Genomic DNA, 25,619 nt, shown 5'->3' on the forward strand with positions numbered 1-25,619 from the left:
GCTACAGTCCCTTTCTCAGAAGCTCCCTGACTACCTCGTCGTCGGTCTCCACACCGGCAGCCTTCAGTTCCTGAATCTTCTCCGCAAACTGGGGCAGGTACTTCTCATGGGCTACCAGCAGCTCATCCAACACCCGCTTGCCCTCTTTTCCGCTTTCGATCAACGGATTCATGGTAAAGGCCTCCAGCGCCAGACCATAATCTCCCGTAATAGCCGCCTCGATGACGCACTCCTCCATGGCCTTCATCAGCTGCAGCCAGCCTCTTGCCGCAGGCGGCATCTCGCCCCATGCGATGGGCTCCGCTCCCCTGGCGGAAATCAGGCTGCTGACCTCCACGATGGAATCCGGTGCCAGACAGGGAAGCGCACCCTTATTTTCGGTGCTGACCGTCATTCTCAGATGCCTGTCATTGTAAATGGCGCTGATACACTCGCAGGCCGCGTCACTGTAATAGGCTCCGCCGCGCTTGCCAAGCTGCTCCGGCTTCTCGTGAAGTCCCGGCTGAGCGTAGAGTTCAAACAACTCATGCTCCACCTGATACATCTGCTCGGCTCTGGTTCCGCCCTTTTTGAACTCCTGGATACTGTGTTCCAGCATCTCCCGCTGCATAAAATAATATCTGTGATAACCGCAGGGAACCATTTTCATGGAATCCAGCAGTTCCTCCGGGAACGGCTCCTGATAAATATTCACCGGCGTACCGCCGTTCTTCTCATTGACATGCTTCAGAACCTCCGCTGTCACATCCTCGCCGTCGCGGTTTGTCACTTTATGCCAGTGGAAATGATTCAGTCCGGCGAACTGATAAGTCAGCTCCTCTTCAGTCTCGCCGATATTGCCCGGCTCCCGCATCTGCGCGATGGTCGGCACGTTACACAGACCGATGGTCTTCTTCCAGCCAAATTTTTTGATGGCCGCCTCAGTCACCATACCGCTGGGATTCGTAAAATTGATCAGCCAGGCATCCGGACACAGCTCCCGCATATCGTCGATAATCTGTCCGATAACCGGAATAGTCCGGAAGGCCTTGAAGATACCGCCTGCGCCGTTGGTCTCCTGCCCCAGCATTCCGTGCAGATCCGGGATACGCTCATCCTTAATCCGAGCCTCCAGAAGCCCCACACGGAACTGCGTGGTCACAAAATCCGCCCCCGGAAGCGCTTCCCGGCGATCCAGCGTCGTATGCACCTTTACCTGATAGGGCGAAGCATCCCACATTCTCTGTGCCAGTTCCGATACGATACGCAGCTTTTCTTTACCGCGCTCCACATCCACCAGCCACATTTCCCCGATGGGAAGCTCTTCATAGCGCCTGATGAACCCCTCGATCAGCTCCGGCGTGTAACTGCTGCCTCCACCAATTGTTACAATTTTTACCTGCTTTTTCATGACCACAGACTCCTCCTTCTTTTATGTTTTCATTATGTAAACTGATAGATGGTCGTCGTCTTATACAGCCCGCCCTTATCCAGAATGGGCTGCGGGAAATTCGGAGTGTTGATGCTGTTGGCGTAATAGTGGCTTTCCATACAGAAGCCGCTGTTTTTCGTAATCAGCACACCGCCCTTTCCGATGATGTCCCGGGTAGTATTGCCTGCGTAAAACTGCAGGCCCGGCAGATCCGTATACACGGTCATCCGAATGCCCGACTTGGGACTCTCGGCTGTCGCGGCTTTGCGGAGTCCCTTTCCGAAACCTTTCAGAACGAAATTGTGATCGTAGCCATAGACCAGCTTCAGCTGCTCGTCGTCGGCGTGAATCTCCTGCCCGATGGCCCTGGGCTTCCGAAAATCCATGGGCGTACCAGCCACATCGCGGATTTCCCCGGTGGGAATGGTTCCCTTCCGCACCGGTGTAAACTGCTCCGCGTTGATCCACACGACGGTATCCAGAATATTGCCCGTCTCATAGCCAGACAGGTTAAAATAAGAGTGATTGGTAAGATTTACCAGTGTCTTTTTATCTGTGGTTCCATAATAGGACAGAATCAGAGCGCCTGTATCCGTCAGCGTATAGGTCAGCGAGATATCCAGATTGCCCGGGAATCCGTTTTCCATGTCCGGACTGTGATAGGTAAAGGATACGCTGTCATCCGAGAAGCTTTCCGCCTCCCAGAGCACCTTGTGAAAACCATGGGTCATACTGCTGTGAATGTTATTATCATTCTCATTGATTTCCAGCTGATACTCCACGCCGTCGATGGTAAAACGACCCTTCTCGATCCGGTTCACATTGCGGCCCACCGTCGTTCCCAGCATATCAAAATTATCCTCGTATTTTTCCAGTTCGTCATAACCCAGCACCACATCTCTCAGCTTTCCGTCCTGATCCGGCACCAGAAGCTTCACCAGAACGGCTCCGAAGTCCGTCAATACGGCCTGCATACCCTTCTGATTTTCAATGGTGTACAGGTTCGCGATCCGTCCGTCCCGAAGTTTGTCAAATGCTTTCACTGTCACGCTCATAGTCTGTCTCTCCTTTACTTATACATGCTCCCGCTTTCTTAGACGGCCGAAGCAGTCAAATCCCAGAATCAGTACAATAATGATACCCTGCAGAAGCTGCTGCACATAGGCTCCGATTCCCAGACAGTCCATACAGTTAGACATCAACTGCAAAACGAACACTCCTATAAAGCTCTGTACCACACCGCCGATACCACCCGCGAAGGAGGTTCCGCCGATTACGACGCCGCAGTTGACCAGCATACCGGTATTGTCTCCGTACACGGAGGACGCAGAGTTCATTCTGGAGGACAAGAGAATGCCCGCCAGCGCCGCCATCACGCCGGAGATTACAAAAGTGGACCACTTGATCATCACCGTATTGATACCGGAATATTTCGCCACATCATAATTGCCTCCGATGGCATAGCAGTTTCTTCCGTAGGTCGTAAACCGCAGCACGCAGAAAAAAATCACCAGAATGACCGCCATATACAGCACCAGAATCGGAATCTGTCCGAAAATCTTGGTGTTGGAAATCTTCATGAATTCCATATTGGTGCAGGCAATCGGGTGCGCGTCCGTCAGCTGTTGGCAGATACCCTTCAGCAGGGTTCCCATACCCAGAGTAATGATAAAGGGCTCAGTTCTCTGATGTACTACCAGGAACCCATTGACCAGACCCACAGCCGCTCCGGCCAGCAATGCGCAGAGGCAGGCTATCGCGATGGGCATACCGGAATTGATCATCAGAACCGTAATAACACCGGACAGACACATGATTCCACCCACCGACAGATCGCAGGCCGCGCAGAGCACGGTCATAGTCACGCCCATGGCAATGATTCCCTGTACCGTCGCGGAACGGAATACGTTCATCCAGTTGTATACACTGTAAAACTGTGTGTTGAAAAACAACATTAGAATCAGCATGGCCAGAATCGCCAATACTGCTTTCTGCTTCAGTAAAACCTGTTTTGCTTTTATGAAAACACGCTTGGTATCCATCTTCTGCCCTCCTTAATGAATCTGTTGTTCTTTACGATTATCCAGCCAGATAGCGATGACAAGAACGAGACCCTTCATGATGGTCTGCAGATAAGTAGACACGCCCAGCATATTCATACAGTTGGATAACAAGATAATTAACAGTACTCCGAGCACGGTCCGGACGCCGCTTCCGGTTCCTCCGGCCAACGCCGTACCGCCTACGACTACGGACATGATGGCGTCCGTCTCATATCCTGCTCCGGCCACCGGAGACGCGGTCGTAACACGTGAAATCAGAACAATCGAACCCATGCCTGCGAACAGGCCGCAGATGGTATATACCAGAATCATGGTGCGCTTCATATTGTAACCACAAAGCGTCGCCGCAATCTTATTGCCGCCCATCAGCGCGATCTGTCGGCCCCAGAGGGTCTTACGGTAGAACCACTCCACCGCCACCAGTGAAATGACAAAGAGAATCATGGATACCGCCAGGGGACCCACTTTTCCCTTTCCAATCCAAGTGAAAATGGTGTAGGGATTGGACAGGCGGGACATGTGCTCCGTCTCGGAATTGGTATAAATCAGCGCAATAGCCCCGAAGATCGAGCTCATTCCATAGGTGATGAACAGAACCTCCGCCTGAATCCGGGCGCCAAAGCCCACCAGGATCACGCCGTTCAGGAATCCTAAGAAGGTTCCCAGAAGCAGGCCGCAGAGCAGCGCGCCCACCTGACCCAGCGGGTCAATCAGGGACAGCGTCACCACGCCTACCAGTGAAATGATACCTACCACAGACAGGTCCAGAAAGCCGCCGATGATCACGTAGGTCATACCCAGCGCCACAAAGCTTAAGGGACCGAACTGTCTCAAAATATTGGTAAAGTTATTCTGTGTCAGAAATAAAGGCTCCACAATCGCCGTTACCACGCACAGTACCACGATGCCCAGCAACACAAGATTGTGTAACAAGAATTTTTTTACGTCGATTGATTTTCCCATTCTATTACCTCTTCCCTTATCCGATGGCCCTGTCCATGATCTCGCTCGGATCTACTTCCTCCGGAGAGAATTCTCCGGTAATCCGGCCGTCGCAGACTGTCAGTACGCGGTTGCTCATGCTCAGAACCTCCGGAAGCTCAGAGGAAATCATAATGATGGCTCCTCCCTGCTCCACGATCTTGTTCATCAGCACATAAATCTCATACTTTGCTCCTACGTCGATGCCTCTGGTCGGCTCGTCCAGAATCAATACCTTGGGATTCAGCTCCAGCCATCTTCCCACGACGCATTTCTGCTGGTTTCCACCGGACAGATTCAGCACCTTGGCAGCCGCGCTCGGCGTCTTGATCAGAAGGTTTTCAATCTGACGCTTCTCGATCTCCTTCTCTTTCTTACGGTTCAGCACACCCTTTTTCGCAATCTCGCTCAGGGCCGCCATGGTGATGTTTTCACCTACGGAAAAGCGTAAAATCAGACCCTCCTGCTTCCGGTCCTCGGGAACCAGTCCCATGCCCAGCGCTTTCGCGTCTCTGGGGCTCGATACGGTCACAGGTTTTCCTTCCATAATGAGCTCCTTGCTCTTGACCTTATCCGCTCCATAGATGGCCCGGATGATCTCGGTTCTTCCGGCTCCCACCAGGCCTACCAGACCCAGGATCTCGCCTTTGTGCAGGGTAAAGTTGATGTCGTGCAGCTTACTTGTGTTGAGGTTTTTCACCTCCAGAAGAGGTTCTCCCACGAAATGTGCCCGGGGCGGGTACTCATTTTCGATGGTACGGCCCACCATTTTGGCAATCATCTCGCTTCTGGTCAGTTCCTCGATAGGTTTGGTGTCAATGACGTTACCGTCACGCATAATGGTGACAATATTGCAGTATTCAAAAATCTCATCCAGCTTGTGGCTGATATAGATGATAGAAATGCCCTTATTTCTCAACTGGAAAATGATCTCGCCCAGCTTCTTCAGCTCCTCTGTGGTCAGACTGCTGCTGGGTTCATCCATGATGATCAGCTTCGAATCAAAGGAAAGAGCCTTGGTAATCTCTACCATCTGCATTTCGGAAGCGCTTAAATCCCCCACCAGCGTATAGGTGTCAATCTTGCTGCCGATGCTGTCCAGAAGCTCGCGGGCCTTCTGATGGGTACCCTTCATCCCATGATTTTCCGAGAATCTTCCGAGAAAAATATTTTCACCCACAGTCATCGTATTGACTAGATTGAACTCCTGGTAAATGATGCTCAAGCCCCTGCGCAGCGCCTGAATCGGTGTGGTATGCTCAATGATCTCCCCATCAAACTCAATCGTACCCTCGTCCTTTTCATAAACGCCGGACAGAATCTTCATCAGTGTAGATTTTCCTGCTCCATTTTCTCCAACAATTCCATATACCACGCCCTTGGGAATTTCCAAAGATACTTTATTCAGCGCCAGAACACCCGGAAATCGTTTCGTTACGCCGCTGACCTTCAATATCAAATCTTTTTTCTGTTCCACTGATATATCTCCTTTTAGAAAAATCTCCTTTAACTATCTCCATTTTTAAGAAAAGCTTGCTCTGGCAGATACCAGAGCAAGCTAATCACTTCTGTGTTACTCTCTCTTTTTTACCACTCCGGATAGGGTAAGCTGTCTACGTTTTCAGATGTAACGGTGTCAAGCGGGATCCAGTTGATTTCTTCGAAGCTCTCGCCTGCAACTGCCTTCTGTGCGCAATCCAGAGACTGAGCTACCATGTTGGTGAAGGACTGGCCGATGCATACAGCCTGGGTGCCGTCCTTAACATGATCGTAACCTGCGGAGCATCCGTCTACTGCTACGATATATACGCCGTCCATATTCGCGTTTTCAAGCGCGTTGATAACGCCGGTAGCGCCGTTATCCCAGTGACAGAATACCGCGTCGATCTTATCGCCGTATTTCACGATGAAGTCTTCCATGATAGCCATACTGTCCTCGGTTGCCCACTGATCGCAGTTCTTGGAATCCAGAACTGTGATGTTGGAGCCTTCCAGACCAGCCTTGAAGCCGTCGCTTCTCTTAACCTGCGCGTCATGTCCGGACTGTCCGCCGATCTCTACTACATTACAGCCGTCCGGGAATGCGTCGATAATCGCCTGAGCCGCCTGCTCGCCTGCCATGGTATCATTGGTTCCGCAGAAGAAATCTCTGTACTGCTGGCTCTCTGCTGCCAGGTCAGAGGAGAAAAGTCCTACTACGATACCGGCTTCTTTCGCTTCCATCAGAGCCGGTACAACCGCCTGCGGATCTGCCGGGTTGATAATGATAGCGTCTACACCCTGTGCGATACAGGTGCTGATAGCGTCAGTAGCCTTCTGAGCGTCGCCAGCCTGATCGTAAGAGGTCAGGTTGATTCCCAGCTCTTTCGCTTTCTCTTCTGCGATACGGCAGGAATAAGACTGAGACTCATTCGCCATATCCTGTACAATCCAGCCTACAGTAATGCCGTCGCCGGAAGCCGCTGCTGTGTCGCCGGTGTTCTCGGTCTGCGCTGTGTCTGCTGCTGCGTCAGTCTTGGTCTCCCCGCCAGACTTTCCGCATGCTGCCAGACCACAGATCATGGTCGCTGCCAGTAAGAGTGCTAATCCCTTCTTTTTCATGTTGTTCCCTCCTGTTACTTTTTTGTGTTTTTTCTATAACCGACAGGCCTTCCGCCTGTAAATTATCGTTGTTGCTTCGCCGTCTTTTATTTGTCTCTATTATAGTTTTTACCTCTGTCTCCCACAACTCCCGATCTGAGCTGTAAGGTGCACAATCTGCTTCGTTCATCAGAAGCTGATACAGGTGACACAGTAGACATTTTCCTGGTTCCAGACCTCCTTAAGACCACCTGTATGCTCATCTATTGCGAATACGCAAATATTGTCGGTATCCTGATTTGCCGCCAGCAGATACCTGCCGTCCGGGGACAGAATAAACTCCCGGGGAATTTCACCGCCGCTTAGCTTCGTCTCTGTCAGTGTCAGGCGTCCATCCGCTTCCATCCGGAATACCGCGATATGGTTTGTACCGCGTACCGCACCGTAGACCCATTTCCCACTGGGATGAATCCGGATACCCGCGCCAAGGCAGCCTTCCGTCTGCTGCGCCGGATCCGCAAACGCGGATATGGTCTGCATCAGCTCTGCCTGTCCGGCTTTATACTGATAAACATTGACCTCACAGGTCAGTTCTGTCATCACATAGAAATGTGTTCCATTTCCATCGAAAGCGCCATGTCTCGTTCCCTGTCCCGGGATACCGTAGATGTTCTTCTCTTTCTCCGGAAGCAGCCATCCCTTCTCCCAGTCCGCCCGGTAGCAGGCAAATACGTCCTGTCCCAGATCCGACACATAGACGTGCTGTCCATCCGGCGCCATCACAGTCTGATGGATATGGGGACTTTCCTGCCGCTCCGGGTTCGCGCCCCGGCCCCGGTGCCTCAGGACACAGGTCGCCGGTTCCAGTCCGTGATCCTCCCGGATCCGGTACACGGCCAGGCTGCCGCCGGAATAATTGGATACCAGAAGGTACTTTTTATCTGGAGAAAAACTCAGATGACAGGCATCCGCCCCACAGGTAAACTGCCGGTTGATGCGCCGAAGCGCTCCCGTCTCCCGGTCAATGGCAAAAGCAGAAACAGTGGAACCGTCAATGCCATTCCATTCCTTCAGCTCATTGACACAGTACAGATACGCGCCCTCTGCGTCTGCCAGTACGTAAGAGGGATTCTGAATGTCACCAGTCACTGTCCGGTAGGTCAGCTTCCCGGTCTGTTCATCGAAATCATAGCAGGCGATACCCTTGCATCTTCCTTCTACTATCTCGCCCGATCCCATCAAAATCGGCTCCGTATAGCCTCCCGTAAATATCCGCATACCCTCTCTCCTTATCAGTCAAGCACCAGTTCGGATGCTCCCACGATACCGAAATCTTTCTTCAGCTCCGCGAACCGGAATTCTACCGGAAGGGGAATCTGATTGTAACGGTCAAATTCCTTTCTCACTCTGCCGAACAGCGCGTCGCCAAAATGGGTCAGGCCGCCGCCGAATACGAATACGTTGATATTCAGCATCATGAAGCAGTTGTACGCACAGACCGCAATGTAATGCGCCATCTGCTCCACCATTTCGATGGCCAGCTCGTCGCCCTCGTTGTAGGCTGCCAGCAGATCCTCACAGCTTAAATCTTCCTTGTCCACCATGGAAGTTTCCCTGCCCTCCAGCATCTTGATTTTCAGATGCTTCGGCACGTAGCGTCCGCTGGCATGGGACATGAAGCAGCCCCTGTTCCGGCATCCGCACATGACGCCCTCGTCCGGCGTCGCCAGCATGTGTCCGCACTCTCCAGCCCAGCCGTAGCTTCCGCGGAACAGCTTTCCATCTATAATAATGCCACTTCCGATTCCGGTGCTGGTGGCCATATAGATCATATGGCGGCTTCCCCGTCCGGCTCCCTTGCGGTACTCTGCCAGGGCTGCGGCATTGCTGTCGTTATCCAGTACAATCTTTACACCCGGCAGACGCTCCTGCAGATATTCCTTCATGGGAAAATCGCGAATATTCGTCAGCGCCGAGGTCAGATAAACGTAACCGGTATCAAAAAGAATATAGGATGGCATGCAGATTCCGATTCCCTGCAAATCCTCGTTCTTCAGGTTATGCTTCTCCTCGATCTCGCGGATGGTCTCAATCATCCGGTCGCTGAAAGCCGGTCCGTCTGCATTAATATCCGACGGATGCTGCATCCGATCCAGGAGCTGCCCGTCCGCATCAAACAAACCATATGCTACTTTGGTTCCACCTGCATCAATTCCAATCCTGTACTTTTTGCACATATTTTTTCTCCAAATTGAATTTGTTTTGTTATATTTTATATTTATCATTATATAGATCAATTTCAAGTTTGTCAATAGAAATATAAATTACTTTTGAAAACAACTTTTTTTGTTTCTTTTTATATTGTTTCGAAACATGAGATCGAAAAAAGCAGCATCCGGATTTTGATCCGAATACTGCGGAAGTTTGACACCCAAAATCCCGGAAAGCCTTGTCTTTCCTTATTTTTTTTGTAAATTTTCATTTTTTCTATAAACCGTAATGCCGTATTGTGTTGTAATAGAAAATATATACGGAGGTATTCTTTATGCGGTTAAGTAAAGTAAAATCTAAAAATACGGTATCTTATTACATCATCCGTTCCGTCCGGAGAAATGGTAAAAACTCTTCTGAAATCGTGAAAAAACTTGGAACTGAAAAATTCATCCAGGACACCTACGGTGTCGAGGATGTTGACGCCTGGGCTAACGCCCAGCTTGAAATGATGAATGAAGAGGAGGCGCAGTCCAATCACAAAGTTCTGATTCCCTTTCACACGGATGCTCTTCTTTCCCTGGAAGAACAGCTTTCCTATAACGTCGGTTATCTTTTCCTTCAGCACATTTATCACCAACTGGGGCTCCCTTCCATTTGCAGGAAGATAAAAAAAGAAGGCTCTTTTATTTACGACCTGGATGCCATCCTTTCCCGTCTCGTTTATGGACGTATTCTTTTTCCATCATCAAAGCTTTCCTGTTACGAACAATCCCGTTCCCTAATGGAACCGCCTCAGTTTGAACTGCACCAGGTCTACCGCGCCCTGTCCGTCCTTGCCGAAAATGCGGACCTGATTCAGGCTGAACTCTATAAGCGTTCCAAAAAGGTCCTGAAGCGCAGCACAGGAATTTTATTCTACGACTGTACCAACTACTTCTTCGAAACCGAGCAGGAAGCAGGTTTAAAGCAGTATGGCCCGAGTAAAGAACACCGGCCTAACCCGATTGTTCAGATGGGATTATTTATGGACAAATCCGGAATTCCACTTGCCTTCTGTATCAATCCCGGAAATCAGAATGAGCAGCTGTCCCTCACACCTCTGGAGCAGCAGATCATGCGGGATTTTGAACTTTCCAGGTTTGTTGTCTGCACAGACGCCGGATTGTCTTCCGATGCAAACAGGAAATTTAATAACTTCGGGGAACGCAGTTTTATTACAACACAATCCATTAAAAAGCTAAAAACAGATTTAAAGGAATGGTGCCTGGAGCCAGCTGGCTGGATGCTGGAGGGCGATAAAAAAACTTATGACATTTCGAAACTGGAAGATACACCTGAAAACCGCAGAAAACTTTTTTACAAGCAAACCTTTATCGAAGGCTACGACAAAGAGCGGGACATCCCCTTTGAACAGACCCTGATTGTTACTTATTCTTTGAAATACAAGCTTTTACCAGCAGACTGTCCGAAGCCGTCAGCTGGAACGTGCGAAGAAGTACCTGGAACATCCCTCTTCTTCTGATAAACGTTCTCAGAATGACGCCAGGCGCTTTATCAAAAAGACTTCCTGCACAATGGACGGAGAAATCGCCGTTAAGGCTATGTATGAGCTGGATGAAACTGCCCTTCACGAAGAGAGCCGATATGACGGTTTCTATGCCGTTTGCACCAATCTCGACGATGATCCGGCCGTCATCGCAAAGATTAACCATGACCGTTGGGAAATCGAAGAATCCTTCCGTATCATGAAATCCGAGTTCGAAGCCAGACCCGTTTTTCTTCAGGGAGATGACCGTATAAAAGCCCATTTCCTGACCTGTTTTATTGCATTGATGATTTATCGCATCCTGGAAAAACAGCTGGGTGACAAATATACCTGTGAAGATATTTTTTATACCCTACGAAAAATGGATATGCGAAAACTTGGCGACTACGGATACATTCCCTGTTATACACGTACTTCCCTTACGGATGATTTGCATGAAAACGCAGGTTTCCGCACAGACTATGAACTTATCACGCCAAAGTCTATGGCAGGTATCATCCGGCGCTCCAAAGGCCTTTAATTCCAAGGGCCGCAATCCCGTAAAGAAGCCCAATCCCGCTGATTCCAAGGCTTCCTGCCGTACAAAGCGTCAATGGATTCAATCCCACAGAAATTGAAATATTCTGGGACAGGAGCAGGCCATTGATAACCTGAATCCCGATAGCGCCGAATACGGCGCGAAGAAGAAAATTTACAATCCTCATAAAATCCACCATTTTTTACAGTTCTCTTTGATATAATCTATTCACGCACCCTTTCTATCTTTCCTTTTTCTGTTTTTTGTATAAATTTTTCCAGTTCCGTCTATACTTCTACTATAAAATAATTTCCGGATATGGGGGTTTTTATGGGATTTTTAAAAAAGGAAGAACCGTTGGAAGAATATGAACGTTTTTCAGCCCGACGGCAGCTGATGAACGATCTGACGCTTACCAAAAACGCATTGGACGCCGCCTACGCCAATTTCGAAACCGTAGTGGAACCAGATCTGATAGACTGCTATACCTATGAGATTTATTCTGTCCAGAAGCGCTATAAATTTCTGCTGGAGCAGGTCCGGCGGCTGGAGCAGCAACGATTTTCATAAAAAACCGGGAGTGCCTTTTCCACACTCCCGGTTTCCTGTCATTTCATTACATTTCTTCTGTTTCCAGATATTTTTCAATCTCTACTGCCACGCCGTCTTCCTCATTCGTCAGAGTCCGGTACGCGGCAGCCTCCAGAACCTCAGGCTCCGCATTGGCCATAGCTACGCCCCTGCCTGCCTTCTTTAAAAGGGCAAGATCATTCGTTCCATCGCCGAAGGCCATACATTCTTCCGTTTGAGTTCCCAGATATTTACATAAAAATTCCAGGCCCAGACCTTTATTGGCTCTCGCTGAATTGATCTCAATATTGTTCGGCAGAGATGTGGAAACCTCCAGATCCGGGAACCTCTCTTTCATCTCCGGCAGGATACGATCCCGTTCCGGAACCTCCCGGAAATAATACTGGATTTTCTGAATGGTAGGCTCCTGTAAAAAAATCGCTTCCGGCAGGTTTTTCAACGGAATATAAACCTGCTTCATCAATCCCAGTAATTTACTGCTGGAAGCATATTCTCCCATCTGCTCCATTTCCGCTTCTTCCATCCAGCCTTTTCCACTCTGATAACAGCCGCAAATCGCATCCAGCCCTTTTCCATACGCAAATATTCTCTCTGATTCTTCCCGGTTCAGCTCTTCCCGCTGCAGAATTTTCTTTTCCACAGCGTCATAAACCTCTGCTCCGTTCGCTGTAATCGTATAACGGATAAAGGGCAGGTTCCGTATATTCTCCGGCAATCCCGCATAGATTCTTCCGGTAGCGGGCACCAAATAAATTCCTCGATCCGCCGCCCTCTGCAAAGCTTCCCTGGTTCTTTTCGAAATCGTTTTATCATTTTTCAAAAGAGTTCCATCCAAATCGAACGCAATCAGTCGAATTCCCATCTTTTTCTCCTGTTTAGCAGATCTCAGCTCCTGCCGGCATATCCTTCTCCGGCGTCATCAGCGCCAGATTGCCCTCTGCGTCCTCGGCGCACAGCAGCATACCCTCAGAGAGAATGCCTGCAAGCTTGGCGGGCTTCAGATTCACCACAACCATAACCTTCTTTCCGACCATCTCCTCCGGCGTATAGTGAGCCTTGATACCGGACACAATCTGTTTTACCTGACTGCCCACACGAACCTGTGAGCACAGAAGCTTCTTGGATTTCTTCACCGCCTCGCAGGCAATGATTTCGCCTACCTGGAACTGCAGCTTCTCAAAGTCGTCAAAGGTAATCTCTGCCTTGGGCTCAATATCGATGACGTCCGCCGCTTCCTCTGTGGTCTCCGGCTCCGCCTGCGCAGCCGCATCCGCAGCCTTCTTTGCCTCTACCTTTTCCAAAACCTCATTTACGTCCAGACGGGCAAACAGAATCTCCGGCTTATCCGTTACCTTATTGCCGGACTGATAGAGGCCGAACATATTCATTACCTCAAGGGACCGCTTTCTTGCGCCCAGCTGTGCCAGAATCTTCTCTGCGGTCTCCGGCATAAACGGCTCCAGCAGGCTTGCGCCGATACTGATACTCTCCACCAGGTTGTAGAGAACAGTTGCCAGACGATCCTTTCTGTTCTCGTCCTTGGCCAGCGCCCAGGGCATTGTCTCGTCGATGTATTTGTTGCAGCGCTTGAACAGGTTGAAGATCTCAGTCATAGCGTCAGCCACACGCAGCTCGTCCATCTTTGCGGAAGCCTTCTCTGCAGCGCTGACAGCGGCCTCGCGGAGCTCACGGTCCACCGGCTCGATCACGCCTGCATTATTTACCACGCCGTCAAAATACTTGTTGGACATGGATACGGTACGGTTTACCAGATTGCCCAGGGTGTTGGCCAAATCGGAATTCATACGCTCCACCATCAGCTCCCAGGTAATCACGCCGTCGTTATCAAAGGGCATTTCATGAAGCACAAAGTAGCGGACTGCGTCCACACCGAACATCTCCACCAGATCGTCTGCGTAGAGCACATTTCCCTTAGACTTGCTCATTTTTCCGTCGCCCTGTAAGAGCCAGGGATGGCCAAATACCTGCTTCGGCAGCGGAAGATCCAGCGCCATCAGGAAAATCGGCCAGTAAATGGTATGGAAACGGATAATATCCTTACCAATCAGATGCAGATCGGCCGGCCACTCCTTCTTAAACAGATCACTGGATTCTCCGTCACACTCATAGCCGATACCGGTAATATAGTTTGTCAGCGCGTCCAGCCATACATATACCACATGCTTCGGGTCAAAATCTACCGGAATGCCCCACTTGAAGGAGGTACGGGATACACACAGATCCTGCAGGCCCGGAAGCAGGAAGTTGTTCATCATCTCATTCTTTCTGGAAACCGGCTGAATGAATTCCGGATGCTTGTTGATGTGGTCAATCAGACGATCCGCGTATTTACTCATACGGAAGAAATAAGCCTCCTCCTTAGCCGGCTGAACCTCACGGCCGCAGTCCGGACACTTACCGTCTACCAGCTGGGACTGGGTCCAGAAGGACTCGCAGGGAGTACAGTACATTCCTTCATACGCTCCCTTGTAGATGTCGCCCTGATCGTACAGCTTCTTAAAGATCTTCTGTACCTGCTTTTCATGGTAATCATCTGTGGTGCGGATAAATTTATCATAGGAGGTGTTCATCAGATCCCAGATACGCTTAATCTCACCGGATACATTGTCTACAAATTCCTTCGGCGTTACGCCTGCCTCTTCTGCTTTCAGCTCGATCTTCTGACCGTGCTCGTCGGTTCCGGTCTGGAAAAATACGTCGTAGCCCTGCAGTCTCCGGAAACGGGCGATAGCGTCCGCCAGCACGACCTCATAGGTGTTGCCGATGTGGGGCTTGCCTGACGTGTAGGCAATAGCCGTAGTCATATAAAATTTTTTCTTGTCCATTTTTTACCTCTCTTTTCTATGCAAACGAAAGATCAAAAAATCCCCGTCTTCCTCAATACCAAAGAAGACGGGGCTGATTCCCGTGTTACCACTTCCATTCGCCTGTTCCTCACGAAACAGACCTCTGCGGGTACCTGCATACCCTGACGCTGTAACGGGCGCACCCTTCACGGCTTATCGCAGCAGTCTTATCCGACACCTGCGTTCATCCGTGCCGCTCAGAAACCATCTTCAGCCCTTTTGTCTTTATCCCTCTCAGCACCGGGAATTCTCTGTAAAAGACGCATACAGCCTACTCTTTTCTTCATAGCGTTTGCATTTTTAACTGATATAAAAGAAGCGTAACACAGGATAATTTTTTTGTCAAGTTTCCTGCTGCCTGGAAAGAGCCTTCTTAAAATTTTCAGTTTTTTACGGGTTTTTCTCCGCTATTTTTGTGAAAAATTACTCTTTCACTTTTCAAAATCAGTGCTATAATAAGCACCGTAAAGTAAATATAGAACCACTTAACAATACCTGTTTGCAACACAAAGTGGAAGGCTGCTAAGCGATTCAGATTTTGGAGGAAAAGATAAATGAATACTTTAAAAGCTGAAAAAAGAGACATGTTGACGAAAGCCAAGAAACTTAGACGTGAAGGTTATGTTACCGGCAATATCTACGGCCGCGAGATGAAGGAATCCATTCCCCTTCAGATTACCAAGGCAGACGCTGAGAAAATCTTAAGATCCGAAGGAAAAGGAAGCCAGGTAATGCTGGAGGTCGCAGGCGAGACCTACGACGCGCTGATTAAGGAGATCGATTATGATTCCTTAAGAGGACAGCTTCTGGAGATTGATTTCCAGGCACTGGTAAGCAATGAAAAGGTTCATTCCGTAGCTGAGGTAATTCTGCTTGGTCAGGACGATGTCCAGGCCGGCGTGGTACAGCAAATGCTTCAGGAAGTTACCTACAAGGCACTGCCCGCAGATCTGGTTGACAAGATTAAAGTTGATGTCAGTCACATGAAGGTCGGCGAAACACTGAAGGTAAAGGATCTGGATATCGCGAAGAATCCTGCCATCGACCTGCATACTTCTCCGGACGCTACCGTCGCTACCGTCATTGAGGTACACAATCCTGCGGTAGAGGAAGACGCTGACACCGAGGGTGAAGCCACAGAGGCATAAGCAGACATTAGATAGGATAGAGGAAGCCTGTTCTGTTTCGGAACAGGCTTCTTTTTGTCCCTTTATACCGATACCAGCTTCCCGGCCAGCCACAGGCTGGCGGCGATTCCCACCGCCGTAGCCAGCAGCGCGCCCGGCAGCGTGTAACGGGTTTTCTTTACTTTTGCCGTCAGAAAATAGATACTCATGGTATAGAAAATCGTCTCTGTACACCCCATCATAATCGACGCCGCCAGCCCCACGTAGGAATCTGTCCCATATTCCCGGAAAAGATCCAGCGCCAGACCCGTAGCTGCCGAAGAGGAGAACATCCGGACAATGGCTAGGGGCAGAAGCTCCGATGGGACATGAATCCCTTCTGTCGCCCGCCCCAGGGCTTCCGCCAGGAAATCCAGAAAGCCGGAGGCCCGAAGGACGCCCACGGCTGTCATAAGCCCCACCAGCGTCGGCAGAATCTGCACCACCGTCCTAAGCCCCTCCTTCGCCCCTTTTACAAAGTCGTCATACACCGGTCTTCTGGCAATCACCCCCTCTGTCACCACATAAAAAATCAGGAGCGGCACCATCAGATCCGACAGATACAGCATGATTCCTGTCACCCCTTCACCTCCTGTCCATCAGCTTGCAAAATCCTACCGCCACCGCTGCGCCAAGAAGGGTCGCCAGCAGGGACGGCGCCAGAATGGCCGCCGGATTCACACTGCCGTATTGGCTCCGATAAGCGATGATATTCACCGGAATCAGCTGAAGCGACGCAATATTCAATACCAGAAAGGTACACATTTCATTGCTGGCCGTCCCCTTTTTCCGGGCTCGGACGCCGGATTTCCGTCGTTCCTCCTCCAGATCCCCCAGAGCCTCCATGGCCTTTAGTCCCGCCGGTGTGGCGGCCCAGCCCAGACCGAAGATATTCGCTATCATATTGGCTGTCATATACTCCCGGGCCGGATGCTCCCACGGCAGGTCCGGAAACATCAGATTTATAAATGGACCCAGGGCCCTGGACGCCCGCCCGATGACGCCGCTTTCTTTTGCAATCTCCATCAGCCCCACCCAGAGAGCCATAATCCCTGCCATGGTGATACACAGCGTCACCGCCTCACCGGCCGAATCCAAGGCCGCCTGGGTCAGCTCCGGCAGCTTTCCCTGTATGCTCCCGTAAAGAATTCCCAGGAGCAGCATAGCTGCCCACAGAATATTCAGCATTCACAATTCTCCTGTTTTTTACTACTATATTCCCGTCTATCTGTATTTATGGAAATTTTTTGCCTTCCCCTGACCTGTTTCCAATATTTATCTTATTTATCCTTTTTTCATACATTTTTATCATACTTTTTATAAAAAACCTATTAAAAAATACAAATTCCTATTGGAATCTTATGGTTTTTTTGCTATAATACAGAAATTGATTGTTACCATTATTTAAGGAGGAGAAGCAATGAAGAACACCGGAGTGGTCAGAAGACTGGATGAACTCGGACGTATCACGCTTCCTATGGAATTACGAAAAGTATTCGGAATTGAAGAACGCGATTCTCTCGAGATCTATGTTGAAGATGACAAAATTATTTTAAAGAAGTATGCACCGACGGATATTTTCACTGGAGACCGAGATGACCTTATTGAATTTCATGGTAAAATGGTTTCTAAAAAATCGATTGAAGAATTAGCAAAGAAAGCTAACTTGATTTAATAATTGTCAGCATACAAAAACCGGAAGCCCCAGGCGGGTTTCCGGTTTTTTCTACATATACCCTCTATTCTTCCAACAGCGCCTGGTAAATATCGCGCCTGGACACGCCTCTGTCCCTGGCCACCAGCCGCATGGCCTCTTTATGCTGGATTCCCTGCTGCTCATACTGCGCCACATGGTCGGCAATCGTCATCTGCTCCCAGGCCGCCTGCTTTTCTTTTACCAGCTCCTCCGGATTTCTTCCCTCGATCACCAGCACGCACTCGCCTCTGGGCGCTTCCGTCTCGTAATGGCGAATAGCTGCTTCCAGATCCGTCCGGAAAATGGTCTCGTGCTTCTTGGTCAGTTCCCGGCACACGGAAATCTGCCGATTTCCCAGTGTCTCTTTCAGCTCTCCCAGTGTCTTCAAAAGCCGGTGGGGCGCTTCATAGAGAATCATCGTCCGCGTCTCATTTTTCAGCTCTTCCAGGACGCTCTGCCGCTCCTTTTTATCCGATGGTAGGAAGGCCTCGAAGGCAAAACGTCTGGTTCCCAGGGCCGACAGGGTCAGCGCCGTCACACAGGCGCAGGCTCCCGGAAGTACGGTTACAGTAATCCCGGCCTCCGCGCACATTTTCACCAGCTCCTCGCCCGGATCGGAAATGCCGGGCATACCCGCGTCGGTGATCAGCGCGATATTTTTGCCGGCCCGGAGCTGCTCCACCAGCTCCCGTCCCTTATCGAACTTGTTGTACTCATGATAACTGGTCATGGGCGTATGAATTTCAAAATGGTTCAGAAGCTTAATGCTGTTGCGGGTATCCTCCGCCGCAATCACATCTACCTCTTTCAGGATACGCAGCACCCGGAAGGTAATATCCTCCAGATTACCGATGGGTGTGGCGCACAGATATAACGTTCCCTGCATGTTATCTCCTTAATAGCCGTAAATATCGTAGATCTCGTCCATATAGACGCCGGGCTTTTTGTATACAATCAGCGGCTTCTCCACCGTCATACGGGAACGGCCGCCGCGGCAGGCCTCCAGAAGCACCATATTGGGTTCCTTGTCCACATAGGGATAGACCAGCTGCATCCGCTTGGGCTCCAGCTTATACTTCACCAGGGTGGTGATAAGCTCCGCCAGCCGGAAGGGACGGTGTACCAGATAAAAGCGTCCGCCGGGCCGCAGCAGCTTGGCCGCTTCCCGCGCCACGTCTTCAAAGCTGCACAGAACCTCATGCCGCGCGATGGCCTTCGGCAGCTCCGGATTCACCAGACCGTGATTACCGGTCATATAGGGCGGATTACAGGTGACCACATCAAAAGAAGCCGCCCCAAAGATGGAAGCTGCTTCCTTTATATCTCCCTGGACAATGGAAACGGAATCCGTCAAATTGTTGAGCTCCACGCTTCTTCTGGCCATATCCGCGCTCTCCTCCTGGATCTCCAGCCCGGTAAAGCTTCGTCCTTCGGTCTTGCCCCGGAGCAGGATCGGGATAATTCCCGTACCGGTTCCCAGATCCAGAACCCGCTCGCCCCGCTTTACCTTTGCAAAGCCGGACAGCAGCACCGCGTCCATGCCAAAACAAAATTTGCTCGGATTCTGGATAATCTGATAGCCGTTCCGCTGCAGATCATCCAGCCGTTCTCCATCTTTTAACTTAATTGTCATCCAGCTTTGATTTCCTCTCCTGCTTTTCCAGGGCCTCCAGCTTCTTCAGCTCTTTATCGGATGTTCCCCGATCGCCTTTATCGCCCTTTTCCTTCTTCTTTCTGGGACGGAACTTCAGCTCCTCCACCGGATATTCGCGAATCTCCTTCTCATCGCCGTCCACCGTCACGATAACCTTCACCTTCTGACGCAGCACATTGACGCTCTGCACCTCGCCCTTCAGCCCGTCGGAGGTCGTCACATAATCTCCCAATCCCGGCAGATGGCTGTTCAGCTCCTCATAGGTCTCCTGCTCATGCTTCAGACAGCACATCAGTCTGCCGCACACGCCGGAAATCTTCGTGGGATTCAGGGACAGGTTCTGCTCCTTTGCCATCTTAATGGATACCGGAACAAAATCCGACAGATGGGTGTGACAGCACAGGGGTCTTCCACAGATTCCGATACCGCCCAGGATCTTTGTCTCGTCCCGGACGCCGATCTGCCGCAGCTCAATTCTCGTCCGGAACACGCTGGCCAGATCCTTTACCAGCTCCCGGAAATCAATTCGTCCGTCCGCGGTAAAATAAAACAGGACCTTATTGTTATCAAAGGTATATTCCGCCTGGATCAGCTTCATTTCCAGTCCATGCTTCCGGATCTTTTCCTGACAGATCTTATACGCCTCTTTTTCCTTAAAGCGGTTGGCCGCTTCCCTTGTGTCGTCCTCCGGAGTCGCAAGCCGGATAACCGGCTTTAAGGGCTGAATGATCTTCTTTTCCTCTACCTCCTTGGTTCCCACAACTACATATCCGTATTCCACGCCTCTGGCGGTCTCTACAATCACATGCTTTCCCTTGGGAATATCCAGCTTTCCGGGAGAAAAGAAATATATCTTTCCCGCATTCCGAAATCTGACGCCTATGACTTTTTCCATCTTAATTCTCCTTTATTGTCAGCATGAGAAGCTCCATCGTCAGCTCAAAATTCACATTGGCCTTCAGACGTACCTTAGCCTTCTCCAGTGCCTTTAAAATCCGCTCCAGGCCCTCGTAAGAGCTCTTCTGGGCCTGTGCGCTGATATCTCCTATCTCTTCCGCGAAAACCAGTCCGTCAATCTGGCGGGTGGCCTTGAACAGCAGCACATCCCGGAACCACAGAGCTATCAGATCCAGATAATCGCCTATCTCCGCCTTATATTCCGACGCGGAGCGCACCGCTTCCGTCAGTTCATAAATCTCCATATCCCGCAGATGGCGCAGCAGATGAATCAGGTGTTCCTTTAGCTCCGCAAACTGCTCCGACTGGGCCAGCCGCTGTGCTTTTCCCACATTTCCCCGGGCAAAGGCCGTACATACATCGGCCTGATAGTCAGGAATCTGATACTTCTCCATCAGATATGCCCGAATTACCTCGCTCTTTACCGGTCGCAGCTTCAGGGTCACGCACCGGGACAGAATCGTCGGAAGAAATGCGTCCGCATTGGTGGTCAGAAGCAGAATCACCCCGTAGGCCGGCGGCTCCTCGATCGTCTTCAGGAGCGCGTTCTGCGCCTGCACCGTCATCTTTTCCGCTTCGTCCACAATATAGATTTTATAGGGACTGCTGTAGGGCTTGATCTGAATGTCGCCGCAGAGCTGACCCCGGATATCCTCCACGCCAATAGACGCAGGCTTTTCATGGCTCACCGTAATAATATCCGGCTGATTGCCGCTCAGCGCCTGCTTACAGGAATGGCATTCCCCGCAGGGCTCGATTCCGCCCCGTTCGCATTGGAGTGTCTGGGCAAAGGCCCGGGCCAACATCATCTTTCCCGCACCCTCTTCTCCGTCCAGAATATAGGCATGGGATACCTTTTTCATCTGTATCGCATTCTGCAGATGTTCGATGATCTGCTCGTGTCCCAGAATCTCAGAAAATCCGGCCATATATTCACATCCTCCCTAATAAAAATACTCTTTTTAGTATACCATACATTTTTTAGAAAAAACAGCTTTTTGTTTTTACTTATTTTCCATGATATAATCCGAGATTTCCTGTATGCATTCCTTCAGATCCCGGTTGAAAAACCGTTTTTCAATCCCGGCCTCCGCTATATTTTCCTCGGAAAAATCCTCGCTGTCCGCCAGAAATCTCCGGCAAAGCTCCGCGTACTTAGGCTCCTGCTGCGCCCGTTCCCGATCGAGGGCCCGCTGCAGCCGTTCCCCGTCCTCCACCTCAATATAGATAGGAACCACCCGGTCAGCGCCGTAATAATCCCGCAGCGCCCGATAGGACTCCAGCACGCCGATCCCTGCGTAGTTCTGCCGGGTCAGATCCGTAGCCTCCGTATCTGCTGTAAAATACTTCCACACGCCGTAGACGGTATCGTAAGCCCGGAGTTCGATGACTTTTCCCTCCTTCTGAAGGGCCAAAAGCCCCGCCTCATCGGTAAAATGATACTGTACCCCCGGCTGCTCTCCGGCCCGCATGGGGCGGGTGGTGTAGAGCACCAGCGGCTTCAGTTCCAGCCCCTCCTGCCCCAGCAGGCTCTGGAAAATGGTATCCTTGCCGGTGGCGCTCTTTCCGATTACATAAAACAATTTTCCCATTTTTATCTCCGTTTTATCCGCTATTCCGGATTTCTGCTCCGTCCGTTCCTGTAACTTGCACAGCTAATTATGATTTATCACTATTTTTAAAGCAGGGTTTCCCTCGGAATCAGCTTCCAGACCATGTACCTCATAGCCGGCTGTAAGCCAGGCTTCTACACATTTCAATAGCTCTGCCGTCACCCGCTCCCCCGGCGCCAGAACCGGAATGCCCGGCGGGTAGAGATACACATAAGTTCCCGATACAGCGCCCTCACAGGCCGCCAGAGGCCTGCAAGTGCCTTCGGCCTCCCCTGCTTCGCTGATGGTCAGAACGGCCTCCAGACGAGGCAGGGCGCTGCTCTTCGCGCTTTCATTTCTCGCTTTTCTATCTGTGCCTTCTGTTAGCTCAGTTCTGTCGAGTTCCCGATCCATCTCATGCAGAGCCTCCGCCAACCGCCGAAAGCCTTCCTGTGAATCTCCGACGCTTGCGATTCCCACCACATAATCCGGTCCGCTCATTTCCATCTGGATATGATAACGTTCCCGGAGAATCCGCGACAGCTCTTCGCCCGTCAATCCGACCCCGATCCGGTTCGCTCTCCTTGCAGAAATCAGAAGCTTACTCCGGTCAAAATCCGATCCCCGGTCCGCTCCGGCCAGATACAGCATTTTCAAATCCCGGCAGTTCTCCCGGAACATCCGCAGCTTTCGCACATGCTGTTCAAAAAGCTCCCGCCCTTCCCGTTCTATCAGATCCACACAGGCGTCGATAGACGCCATCAACACATAGGATGGACTGCTGCTCTGGTAGACAGACAAGAACTTCCGAATCCGCTCCCGATCCACAAGCTTTCCCTGCACATGCAGCAGCGCCGTCTGGGTCAGGGAGGGCAATGTCTTATGGACGCTGTGAATCACCACATCTGCCCCTGCGCTCACCGCATCCTCCGGGAAATACTCCGAGAACCGAAAATGCGCCCCGTGGGCCTGATCCACGATCAGCGGCACCCCAAAGCTGTGACAGACGGCCGCTATCCGCTCCACATCTGAGCAGACGCCGTCGTAGGTGGGCGATACGATCATTACTGCCTGAATTTCTTTCTTTTCGTTCAGGGCCTTTTCCACATCCTCCGGTAAAACCGCCCCGTTTATCCCCAATTCCTCCAGGTATTGTGGATAAAGATACTCTGTTTTCAAGCCCCGAAGCTCCGCCCCGTGATAGGCGGATCGGTGACAGTTCCGGGCCATCAAAAGCGTCCCACCCTGCTTCGTGCAGCCTGAGATAGCGCTTAAAATCCCAGCCGTACTTCCATTTATCAGGAAATGCGTCTCCTCCGCTCCAAAGACCCTCGCCGCCCGACGCTGGGCCTCTGTCAAAATTCCCTCTGCCTCCGGGTGGTGCAGATCGTCAAAGCCGTCAATCTCCGTAATATCCATATGAAATGGATTCTCAAATTCCCCTATCAGCCGCTTATGTCCCGGCATATGGAAAGCATAAAAATCCGATGCCCCATAGTCGGCCAGCTTCCGGTAAAGGGGGCCGCCAAATTTTTCTACAGCCACTGGCCCAGCTCCTCCATGTCCTCTGCGGTTGTATACCAGCCGGTCGCCAGGCGCACAACTGTATGGTTCTCATCGACTTTCTCCCAGGAGCTGACTGCCACATGCTTCTTCAATTCTTCCAGTTGTCCATTTTCCATGATCACAAATTGCTGGTTGGTCGGAGACTCCAGATAAAAGGTGTAATTTTTATCATGGAGCAGACGCTTCAGTTCCTCTGCCTTCTCTATGGCGTTGCGGCTGATATTCAGGTACAGGTTTCCCGTAAACAGCTCGTCAAACTGAACGCCCAGAAGACGTCCCTTGGCAAGCAGCGCGCCCTGCTGCTTGATCCGCGTCAGGAAATGCTTCGGCGCGTTCCCCTTCGGAAATACCACCGCTTCCCCGCAGAGGGCTCCCACCTTGGTGCCTCCGATATAAAAGACGTCGCAGATCCGCGCGATATCCGCCAGGGTCATATCCGCCTCCGGACTTATGAGTCCATAGCCCAGACGGGCGCCGTCCAGATACAGCGGCATTTCATAGGTATGGCAAACCTGCGCGATGGCCTCCAGCTCTGCCCGGCTGTAGAGTGTGCCGTACTCTGTAGGCCAGGACACGTATACCATTCCCGGAAATACCATATGCTCATAGCTGCTATCCCCATAAAAGGTTTCCAGAAAAGTCTTCAATTCTCCTGCGTCGATTTTTCCCTGGTGCTGCGGCAGGGTCAGCACCTTATGGCCGGTATATTCGATGGCTCCCGCCTCATGGCAACTTACATGGCCGGTCTTTGCTGCTACCACACCTTCGTAAGGCTGCAGCATGGAACCAATGACTACTGCATTGGTCTGGGTACCGCCCACCAGAAATTCCACCGTTGCCTCCGGACATTCTGCCGCCTCCCGGATCTTCCGTTTCGCGTTTTCACAATATACATCTGAGCCATAGCCCGGCAGCGGCTCCATGTTCGTCTCCGTCAGTCTCTGTATAATCCGCGGATGGGCTCCTGCTGAGTAATCATTTTCAAATGAAATCATACTATAACCTCCTCTTTTCTATCCCCGCACCCTGATGTTGCCTTTATTATACTATGGTTTTCTGTTTTATCGTAATTATATCACGAATCTGCCTGTTCATTTCAGATTCTCACGAATTTTCCGGAAAAAAGTTGCTTTTTTTATAGGATTCTCTCTTGATTTCCTGTGGTAAAGTGCTACAATGAAGCATAGAAACAACAAGGGCTTGTAGCTCAGTTGGGAGAGCGCTGCGTTCGCAACGCAGAGGTCGAGGGTTCGAATCCCTTCAGGTCCATGGAACAAACATTTTATAAATACGGAAGTATAGCTCAGCTGGGATGAGCGTTCGCCTCACACGCGAGAGGTCATGGGTTCGAGCCCCATTACTTCCACTAAAAAAATCCTCAGGAAATTTCCTGGGGATTTTCTGTTCTATGAATTCCAGACATAAAAAAAGTGCCCAGAACCGGAATCGAACCAGTGACACGAGGATTTTCAGTCCTCTGCTCTACCAACTGAGCTATCTGGGCATTTTTATAAAATAAGAGTACGAGTCGTTTCTCCGTACTCTTTAGTTGCGAGGACAGGATTTGAACCTGTGACCTTCGGGTTATGAGCCCGACGAGCTTCCAGACTGCTCCACCTCGCGATATGAAATTAAAAAGTGGCTTATCTAAAAGATAAACCAGAGTGGGGGAAAGTGGATTCGAACCACTGAAAGCACAGCTAACAGATTTACAGTCTGCCCCCTTTGGCCACTCGGGAATTCCCCCATGACACGGTCCAACAACGGCTAATGTACCTTTTTCAGTTCCGTGAAGCCGATGATCGGACTCGAACCGATAACCTGCTGATTACAAATCAGCTGCTCTGCCAATTGAGCCACATCGGCACTACAACTTTTAGGTTGTAAAATGGGACCTATAGGGCTCGAACCTATGACCCTCTGCTTGTAAGGCAGATGCTCTCCCAGCTGAGCTAAGATCCCATTTGCACTCGACATGCATGTAGCAGTCAGTACGATATTTATATATTGATTACTCAATATAAGCGACCCGAATGGGACTCGAACCCACGACCTCCGCCGTGACAGGGCGGCGCTCTAACCAACTGAGCCATCGGGCCTTAATTACACCTTCAAAACTATATACTGCATATCTCTTTAGACATTTTCTATCCTATGACGCTTCGCGTTCCGCTTTCGCTTCACACTCTTGGTCAAGCCCTCGACCTATTAGTAACAG

General features: G+C 50.6%; 23 protein-coding genes, 8 tRNA genes, 1 pseudogene and 1 other annotated feature. Of the genes and pseudogenes, 6 read left to right on the forward strand and 26 right to left on the reverse strand.

All coding sequences use genetic code 11. The annotated features are described in order from the left end of the window. Position 1: 1 nt before the first annotated feature. The 8 genes from ACTNCH_RS12260 to ACTNCH_RS12295 form a co-directional block, all read right to left on the reverse strand. Positions 2-1,390, reverse strand: coding sequence for a 6-phospho-beta-glucosidase (locus ACTNCH_RS12260; RefSeq protein WP_440322982.1), 1,389 nt, complete (start codon positions 1,388-1,390; stop codon positions 2-4). Between the two features lie 32 nt (positions 1,391-1,422). Next, a complete protein-coding gene (locus tag ACTNCH_RS12265; protein WP_441019453.1) occupies positions 1,423-2,466 on the reverse strand; it encodes an aldose epimerase family protein in 1,044 nt (347 codons plus the stop codon). An 18-nt stretch (positions 2,467-2,484) separates the two neighbouring features. Further along, positions 2,485-3,453, reverse strand: a complete 969-nt coding sequence (locus ACTNCH_RS12270) for an ABC transporter permease (RefSeq protein ID WP_441019454.1) — start codon at positions 3,451-3,453, stop codon at positions 2,485-2,487. A 12-nt stretch (positions 3,454-3,465) separates the two neighbouring features. Next, positions 3,466-4,437 carry an ABC transporter permease gene (locus tag ACTNCH_RS12275; RefSeq protein WP_441019455.1) on the reverse strand — a complete coding sequence of 324 codons (972 nt, stop codon included), beginning with the start codon at positions 4,435-4,437 and terminating at the stop codon, positions 3,466-3,468. Between the two features lie 16 nt (positions 4,438-4,453). Beyond that, positions 4,454-5,932, reverse strand: coding sequence for a sugar ABC transporter ATP-binding protein (locus tag ACTNCH_RS12280; protein WP_440322978.1), 1,479 nt, complete (start codon positions 5,930-5,932; stop codon positions 4,454-4,456). A 110-nt stretch (positions 5,933-6,042) separates the two neighbouring features. Then, positions 6,043-7,056, reverse strand: coding sequence for a sugar ABC transporter substrate-binding protein (locus ACTNCH_RS12285; RefSeq protein WP_441019456.1), 1,014 nt, complete (start codon positions 7,054-7,056; stop codon positions 6,043-6,045). 168 nt (positions 7,057-7,224) lie between these two features. Continuing rightward, positions 7,225-8,313, reverse strand: coding sequence for a lactonase family protein (locus tag ACTNCH_RS12290; protein WP_441019457.1), 1,089 nt, complete (start codon positions 8,311-8,313; stop codon positions 7,225-7,227). Between the two features lie 14 nt (positions 8,314-8,327). Next, entirely contained in the window at positions 8,328-9,272 is a 945-nt protein-coding gene (locus ACTNCH_RS12295) for an ROK family protein (RefSeq protein WP_441019458.1), read from the reverse strand. A 308-nt stretch (positions 9,273-9,580) separates the two neighbouring features. Between ACTNCH_RS12295 and ACTNCH_RS12300 the strand changes: the two are divergent. Continuing rightward, positions 9,581-11,315, forward strand: a pseudogene (locus ACTNCH_RS12300) (IS1634 family transposase). On the opposite strand, the gene ACTNCH_RS12305 reads toward ACTNCH_RS12300, so the two are convergent. Next, entirely contained in the window at positions 11,290-11,499 is a 210-nt protein-coding gene (locus tag ACTNCH_RS12305) for a pro-sigmaK processing inhibitor BofA family protein (RefSeq protein ID WP_441019459.1), read from the reverse strand. The pseudogene ACTNCH_RS12300 and the gene ACTNCH_RS12305 sit on opposite strands and share 26 nt — an antisense overlap. 143 nt (positions 11,500-11,642) lie before the next feature. Here ACTNCH_RS12305 and ACTNCH_RS12310 point away from each other — a divergent pair, with 143 nt between their 5' ends. Next, entirely contained in the window at positions 11,643-11,882 is a 240-nt protein-coding gene (locus ACTNCH_RS12310) for a DUF2508 family protein (protein ID WP_441019460.1), read from the forward strand. 46 nt (positions 11,883-11,928) lie between these two features. Here ACTNCH_RS12310 and ACTNCH_RS12315 read toward each other — a convergent pair whose 3' ends face one another. Together ACTNCH_RS12315 and metG are read right to left on the reverse strand one after the other, a co-directional pair. After that, positions 11,929-12,765: a Cof-type HAD-IIB family hydrolase gene (locus ACTNCH_RS12315; protein ID WP_441019461.1), complete on the reverse strand. Its 837-nt coding sequence runs from the start codon at positions 12,763-12,765 to the stop codon at positions 11,929-11,931. 13 nt (positions 12,766-12,778) lie between these two features. Further along, positions 12,779-14,749, reverse strand: coding sequence for a methionine--tRNA ligase (gene metG, locus ACTNCH_RS12320; protein ID WP_441019462.1), 1,971 nt, complete (start codon positions 14,747-14,749; stop codon positions 12,779-12,781). 60 nt (positions 14,750-14,809) lie between these two features. Next, positions 14,810-15,066 (reverse strand) — a binding site (T-box leader). Positions 15,067-15,324: 258 nt separating this feature from the next. Here metG and ACTNCH_RS12325 point away from each other — a divergent pair. Further along, positions 15,325-15,918 (forward strand): 50S ribosomal protein L25, encoded by a 594-nt coding sequence (locus ACTNCH_RS12325; protein WP_441019463.1) that lies wholly within the window; start codon positions 15,325-15,327, stop codon positions 15,916-15,918. A 62-nt stretch (positions 15,919-15,980) separates the two neighbouring features. On the opposite strand, the gene ACTNCH_RS12330 is transcribed toward ACTNCH_RS12325, so the two are convergent. Together ACTNCH_RS12330 and ACTNCH_RS12335 are read right to left on the reverse strand one after the other, a co-directional pair. Then, the gene (locus ACTNCH_RS12330) at positions 15,981-16,505 is read right to left on the reverse strand and encodes a spore maturation protein (protein ID WP_441019473.1); all 525 of its coding nucleotides are present in this window, start codon (positions 16,503-16,505) and stop codon (positions 15,981-15,983) included. Positions 16,506-16,521: 16 nt separating this feature from the next. Next, positions 16,522-17,124 (reverse strand): nucleoside recognition domain-containing protein, encoded by a 603-nt coding sequence (locus ACTNCH_RS12335; protein ID WP_441019464.1) that lies wholly within the window; start codon positions 17,122-17,124, stop codon positions 16,522-16,524. Between the two features lie 232 nt (positions 17,125-17,356). Between ACTNCH_RS12335 and ACTNCH_RS12340 the strand changes: the two genes are divergently transcribed. After that, positions 17,357-17,611 carry an AbrB/MazE/SpoVT family DNA-binding domain-containing protein gene (locus ACTNCH_RS12340; RefSeq protein ID WP_158363844.1) on the forward strand — a complete coding sequence of 85 codons (255 nt, stop codon included), beginning with the start codon at positions 17,357-17,359 and terminating at the stop codon, positions 17,609-17,611. 64 nt (positions 17,612-17,675) lie between these two features. Here the strand turns inward: ACTNCH_RS12340 and rsmI are convergent, their stop codons facing one another. The 7 genes from rsmI to ACTNCH_RS12375 all read right to left on the reverse strand — a co-directional run bounded on the left by rsmI (position 17,676) and on the right by ACTNCH_RS12375 (position 24,396). Beyond that, positions 17,676-18,518 (reverse strand): 16S rRNA (cytidine(1402)-2'-O)-methyltransferase, encoded by an 843-nt coding sequence (rsmI, locus tag ACTNCH_RS12345; RefSeq protein WP_441019465.1) that lies wholly within the window; start codon positions 18,516-18,518, stop codon positions 17,676-17,678. A gap of 9 nt (positions 18,519-18,527) precedes the next feature. Next, a complete protein-coding gene (locus ACTNCH_RS12350; protein WP_441019466.1) occupies positions 18,528-19,265 on the reverse strand; it encodes a tRNA1(Val) (adenine(37)-N6)-methyltransferase in 738 nt (245 codons plus the stop codon). Continuing rightward, positions 19,255-20,181: a PSP1 domain-containing protein gene (locus ACTNCH_RS12355; RefSeq protein WP_441019467.1), complete on the reverse strand. Its 927-nt coding sequence runs from the start codon at positions 20,179-20,181 to the stop codon at positions 19,255-19,257. Before ACTNCH_RS12355 ends, ACTNCH_RS12350 begins: the two co-directional genes overlap by 11 nt. 1 nt (position 20,182) lies before the next feature. Continuing rightward, positions 20,183-21,172: a DNA polymerase III subunit delta' gene (holB, locus tag ACTNCH_RS12360; RefSeq protein ID WP_441019468.1), complete on the reverse strand. Its 990-nt coding sequence runs from the start codon at positions 21,170-21,172 to the stop codon at positions 20,183-20,185. Positions 21,173-21,247: 75 nt separating this feature from the next. Then, a complete protein-coding gene (locus ACTNCH_RS12365; RefSeq protein WP_441019469.1) occupies positions 21,248-21,835 on the reverse strand; it encodes a guanylate kinase in 588 nt (195 codons plus the stop codon). 63 nt (positions 21,836-21,898) lie between these two features. Continuing rightward, positions 21,899-23,380: an aminotransferase class I/II-fold pyridoxal phosphate-dependent enzyme gene (locus ACTNCH_RS12370; RefSeq protein WP_441019470.1), complete on the reverse strand. Its 1,482-nt coding sequence runs from the start codon at positions 23,378-23,380 to the stop codon at positions 21,899-21,901. Continuing rightward, positions 23,371-24,396: a threonine aldolase family protein gene (locus tag ACTNCH_RS12375; protein WP_441019471.1), complete on the reverse strand. Its 1,026-nt coding sequence runs from the start codon at positions 24,394-24,396 to the stop codon at positions 23,371-23,373. The genes ACTNCH_RS12370 and ACTNCH_RS12375 overlap by 10 nt, the downstream gene beginning before the upstream one ends. A 201-nt stretch (positions 24,397-24,597) precedes the next feature. Here ACTNCH_RS12375 and ACTNCH_RS12380 point away from each other — a divergent pair. Beyond that, positions 24,598-24,670, forward strand: a tRNA-Ala gene (locus ACTNCH_RS12380). Positions 24,671-24,693: 23 nt separating this feature from the next. Continuing rightward, positions 24,694-24,767: transfer RNA gene (locus ACTNCH_RS12385), tRNA-Val, on the forward strand. Between the two features lie 65 nt (positions 24,768-24,832). Here the strand turns inward: ACTNCH_RS12385 and ACTNCH_RS12390 are convergent. The 6 genes from ACTNCH_RS12390 to ACTNCH_RS12415 all read right to left on the reverse strand — a co-directional run bounded on the left by ACTNCH_RS12390 (position 24,833) and on the right by ACTNCH_RS12415 (position 25,500). Beyond that, positions 24,833-24,905 (reverse strand) — tRNA-Phe (locus ACTNCH_RS12390). A 45-nt stretch (positions 24,906-24,950) separates the two neighbouring features. Beyond that, a tRNA-Met gene (locus tag ACTNCH_RS12395) sits at positions 24,951-25,024 on the reverse strand. A gap of 42 nt (positions 25,025-25,066) precedes the next feature. Then, a tRNA-Tyr gene (locus tag ACTNCH_RS12400) sits at positions 25,067-25,148 on the reverse strand. A gap of 46 nt (positions 25,149-25,194) precedes the next feature. Next, a tRNA-Thr gene (locus tag ACTNCH_RS12405) sits at positions 25,195-25,267 on the reverse strand. A 23-nt stretch (positions 25,268-25,290) separates the two neighbouring features. Continuing rightward, a tRNA-Val gene (locus tag ACTNCH_RS12410) sits at positions 25,291-25,363 on the reverse strand. A 63-nt stretch (positions 25,364-25,426) separates the two neighbouring features. Continuing rightward, positions 25,427-25,500: transfer RNA gene (locus ACTNCH_RS12415), tRNA-Asp, on the reverse strand. Positions 25,501-25,619 lie beyond the last annotated feature (119 nt).

The organism is Candidatus Merdisoma sp. HCP28S3_D10 (assembly GCF_052065835.1).
Classification (GTDB): Bacteria; Bacillota; Clostridia; order Lachnospirales; family Lachnospiraceae; genus Laedolimicola.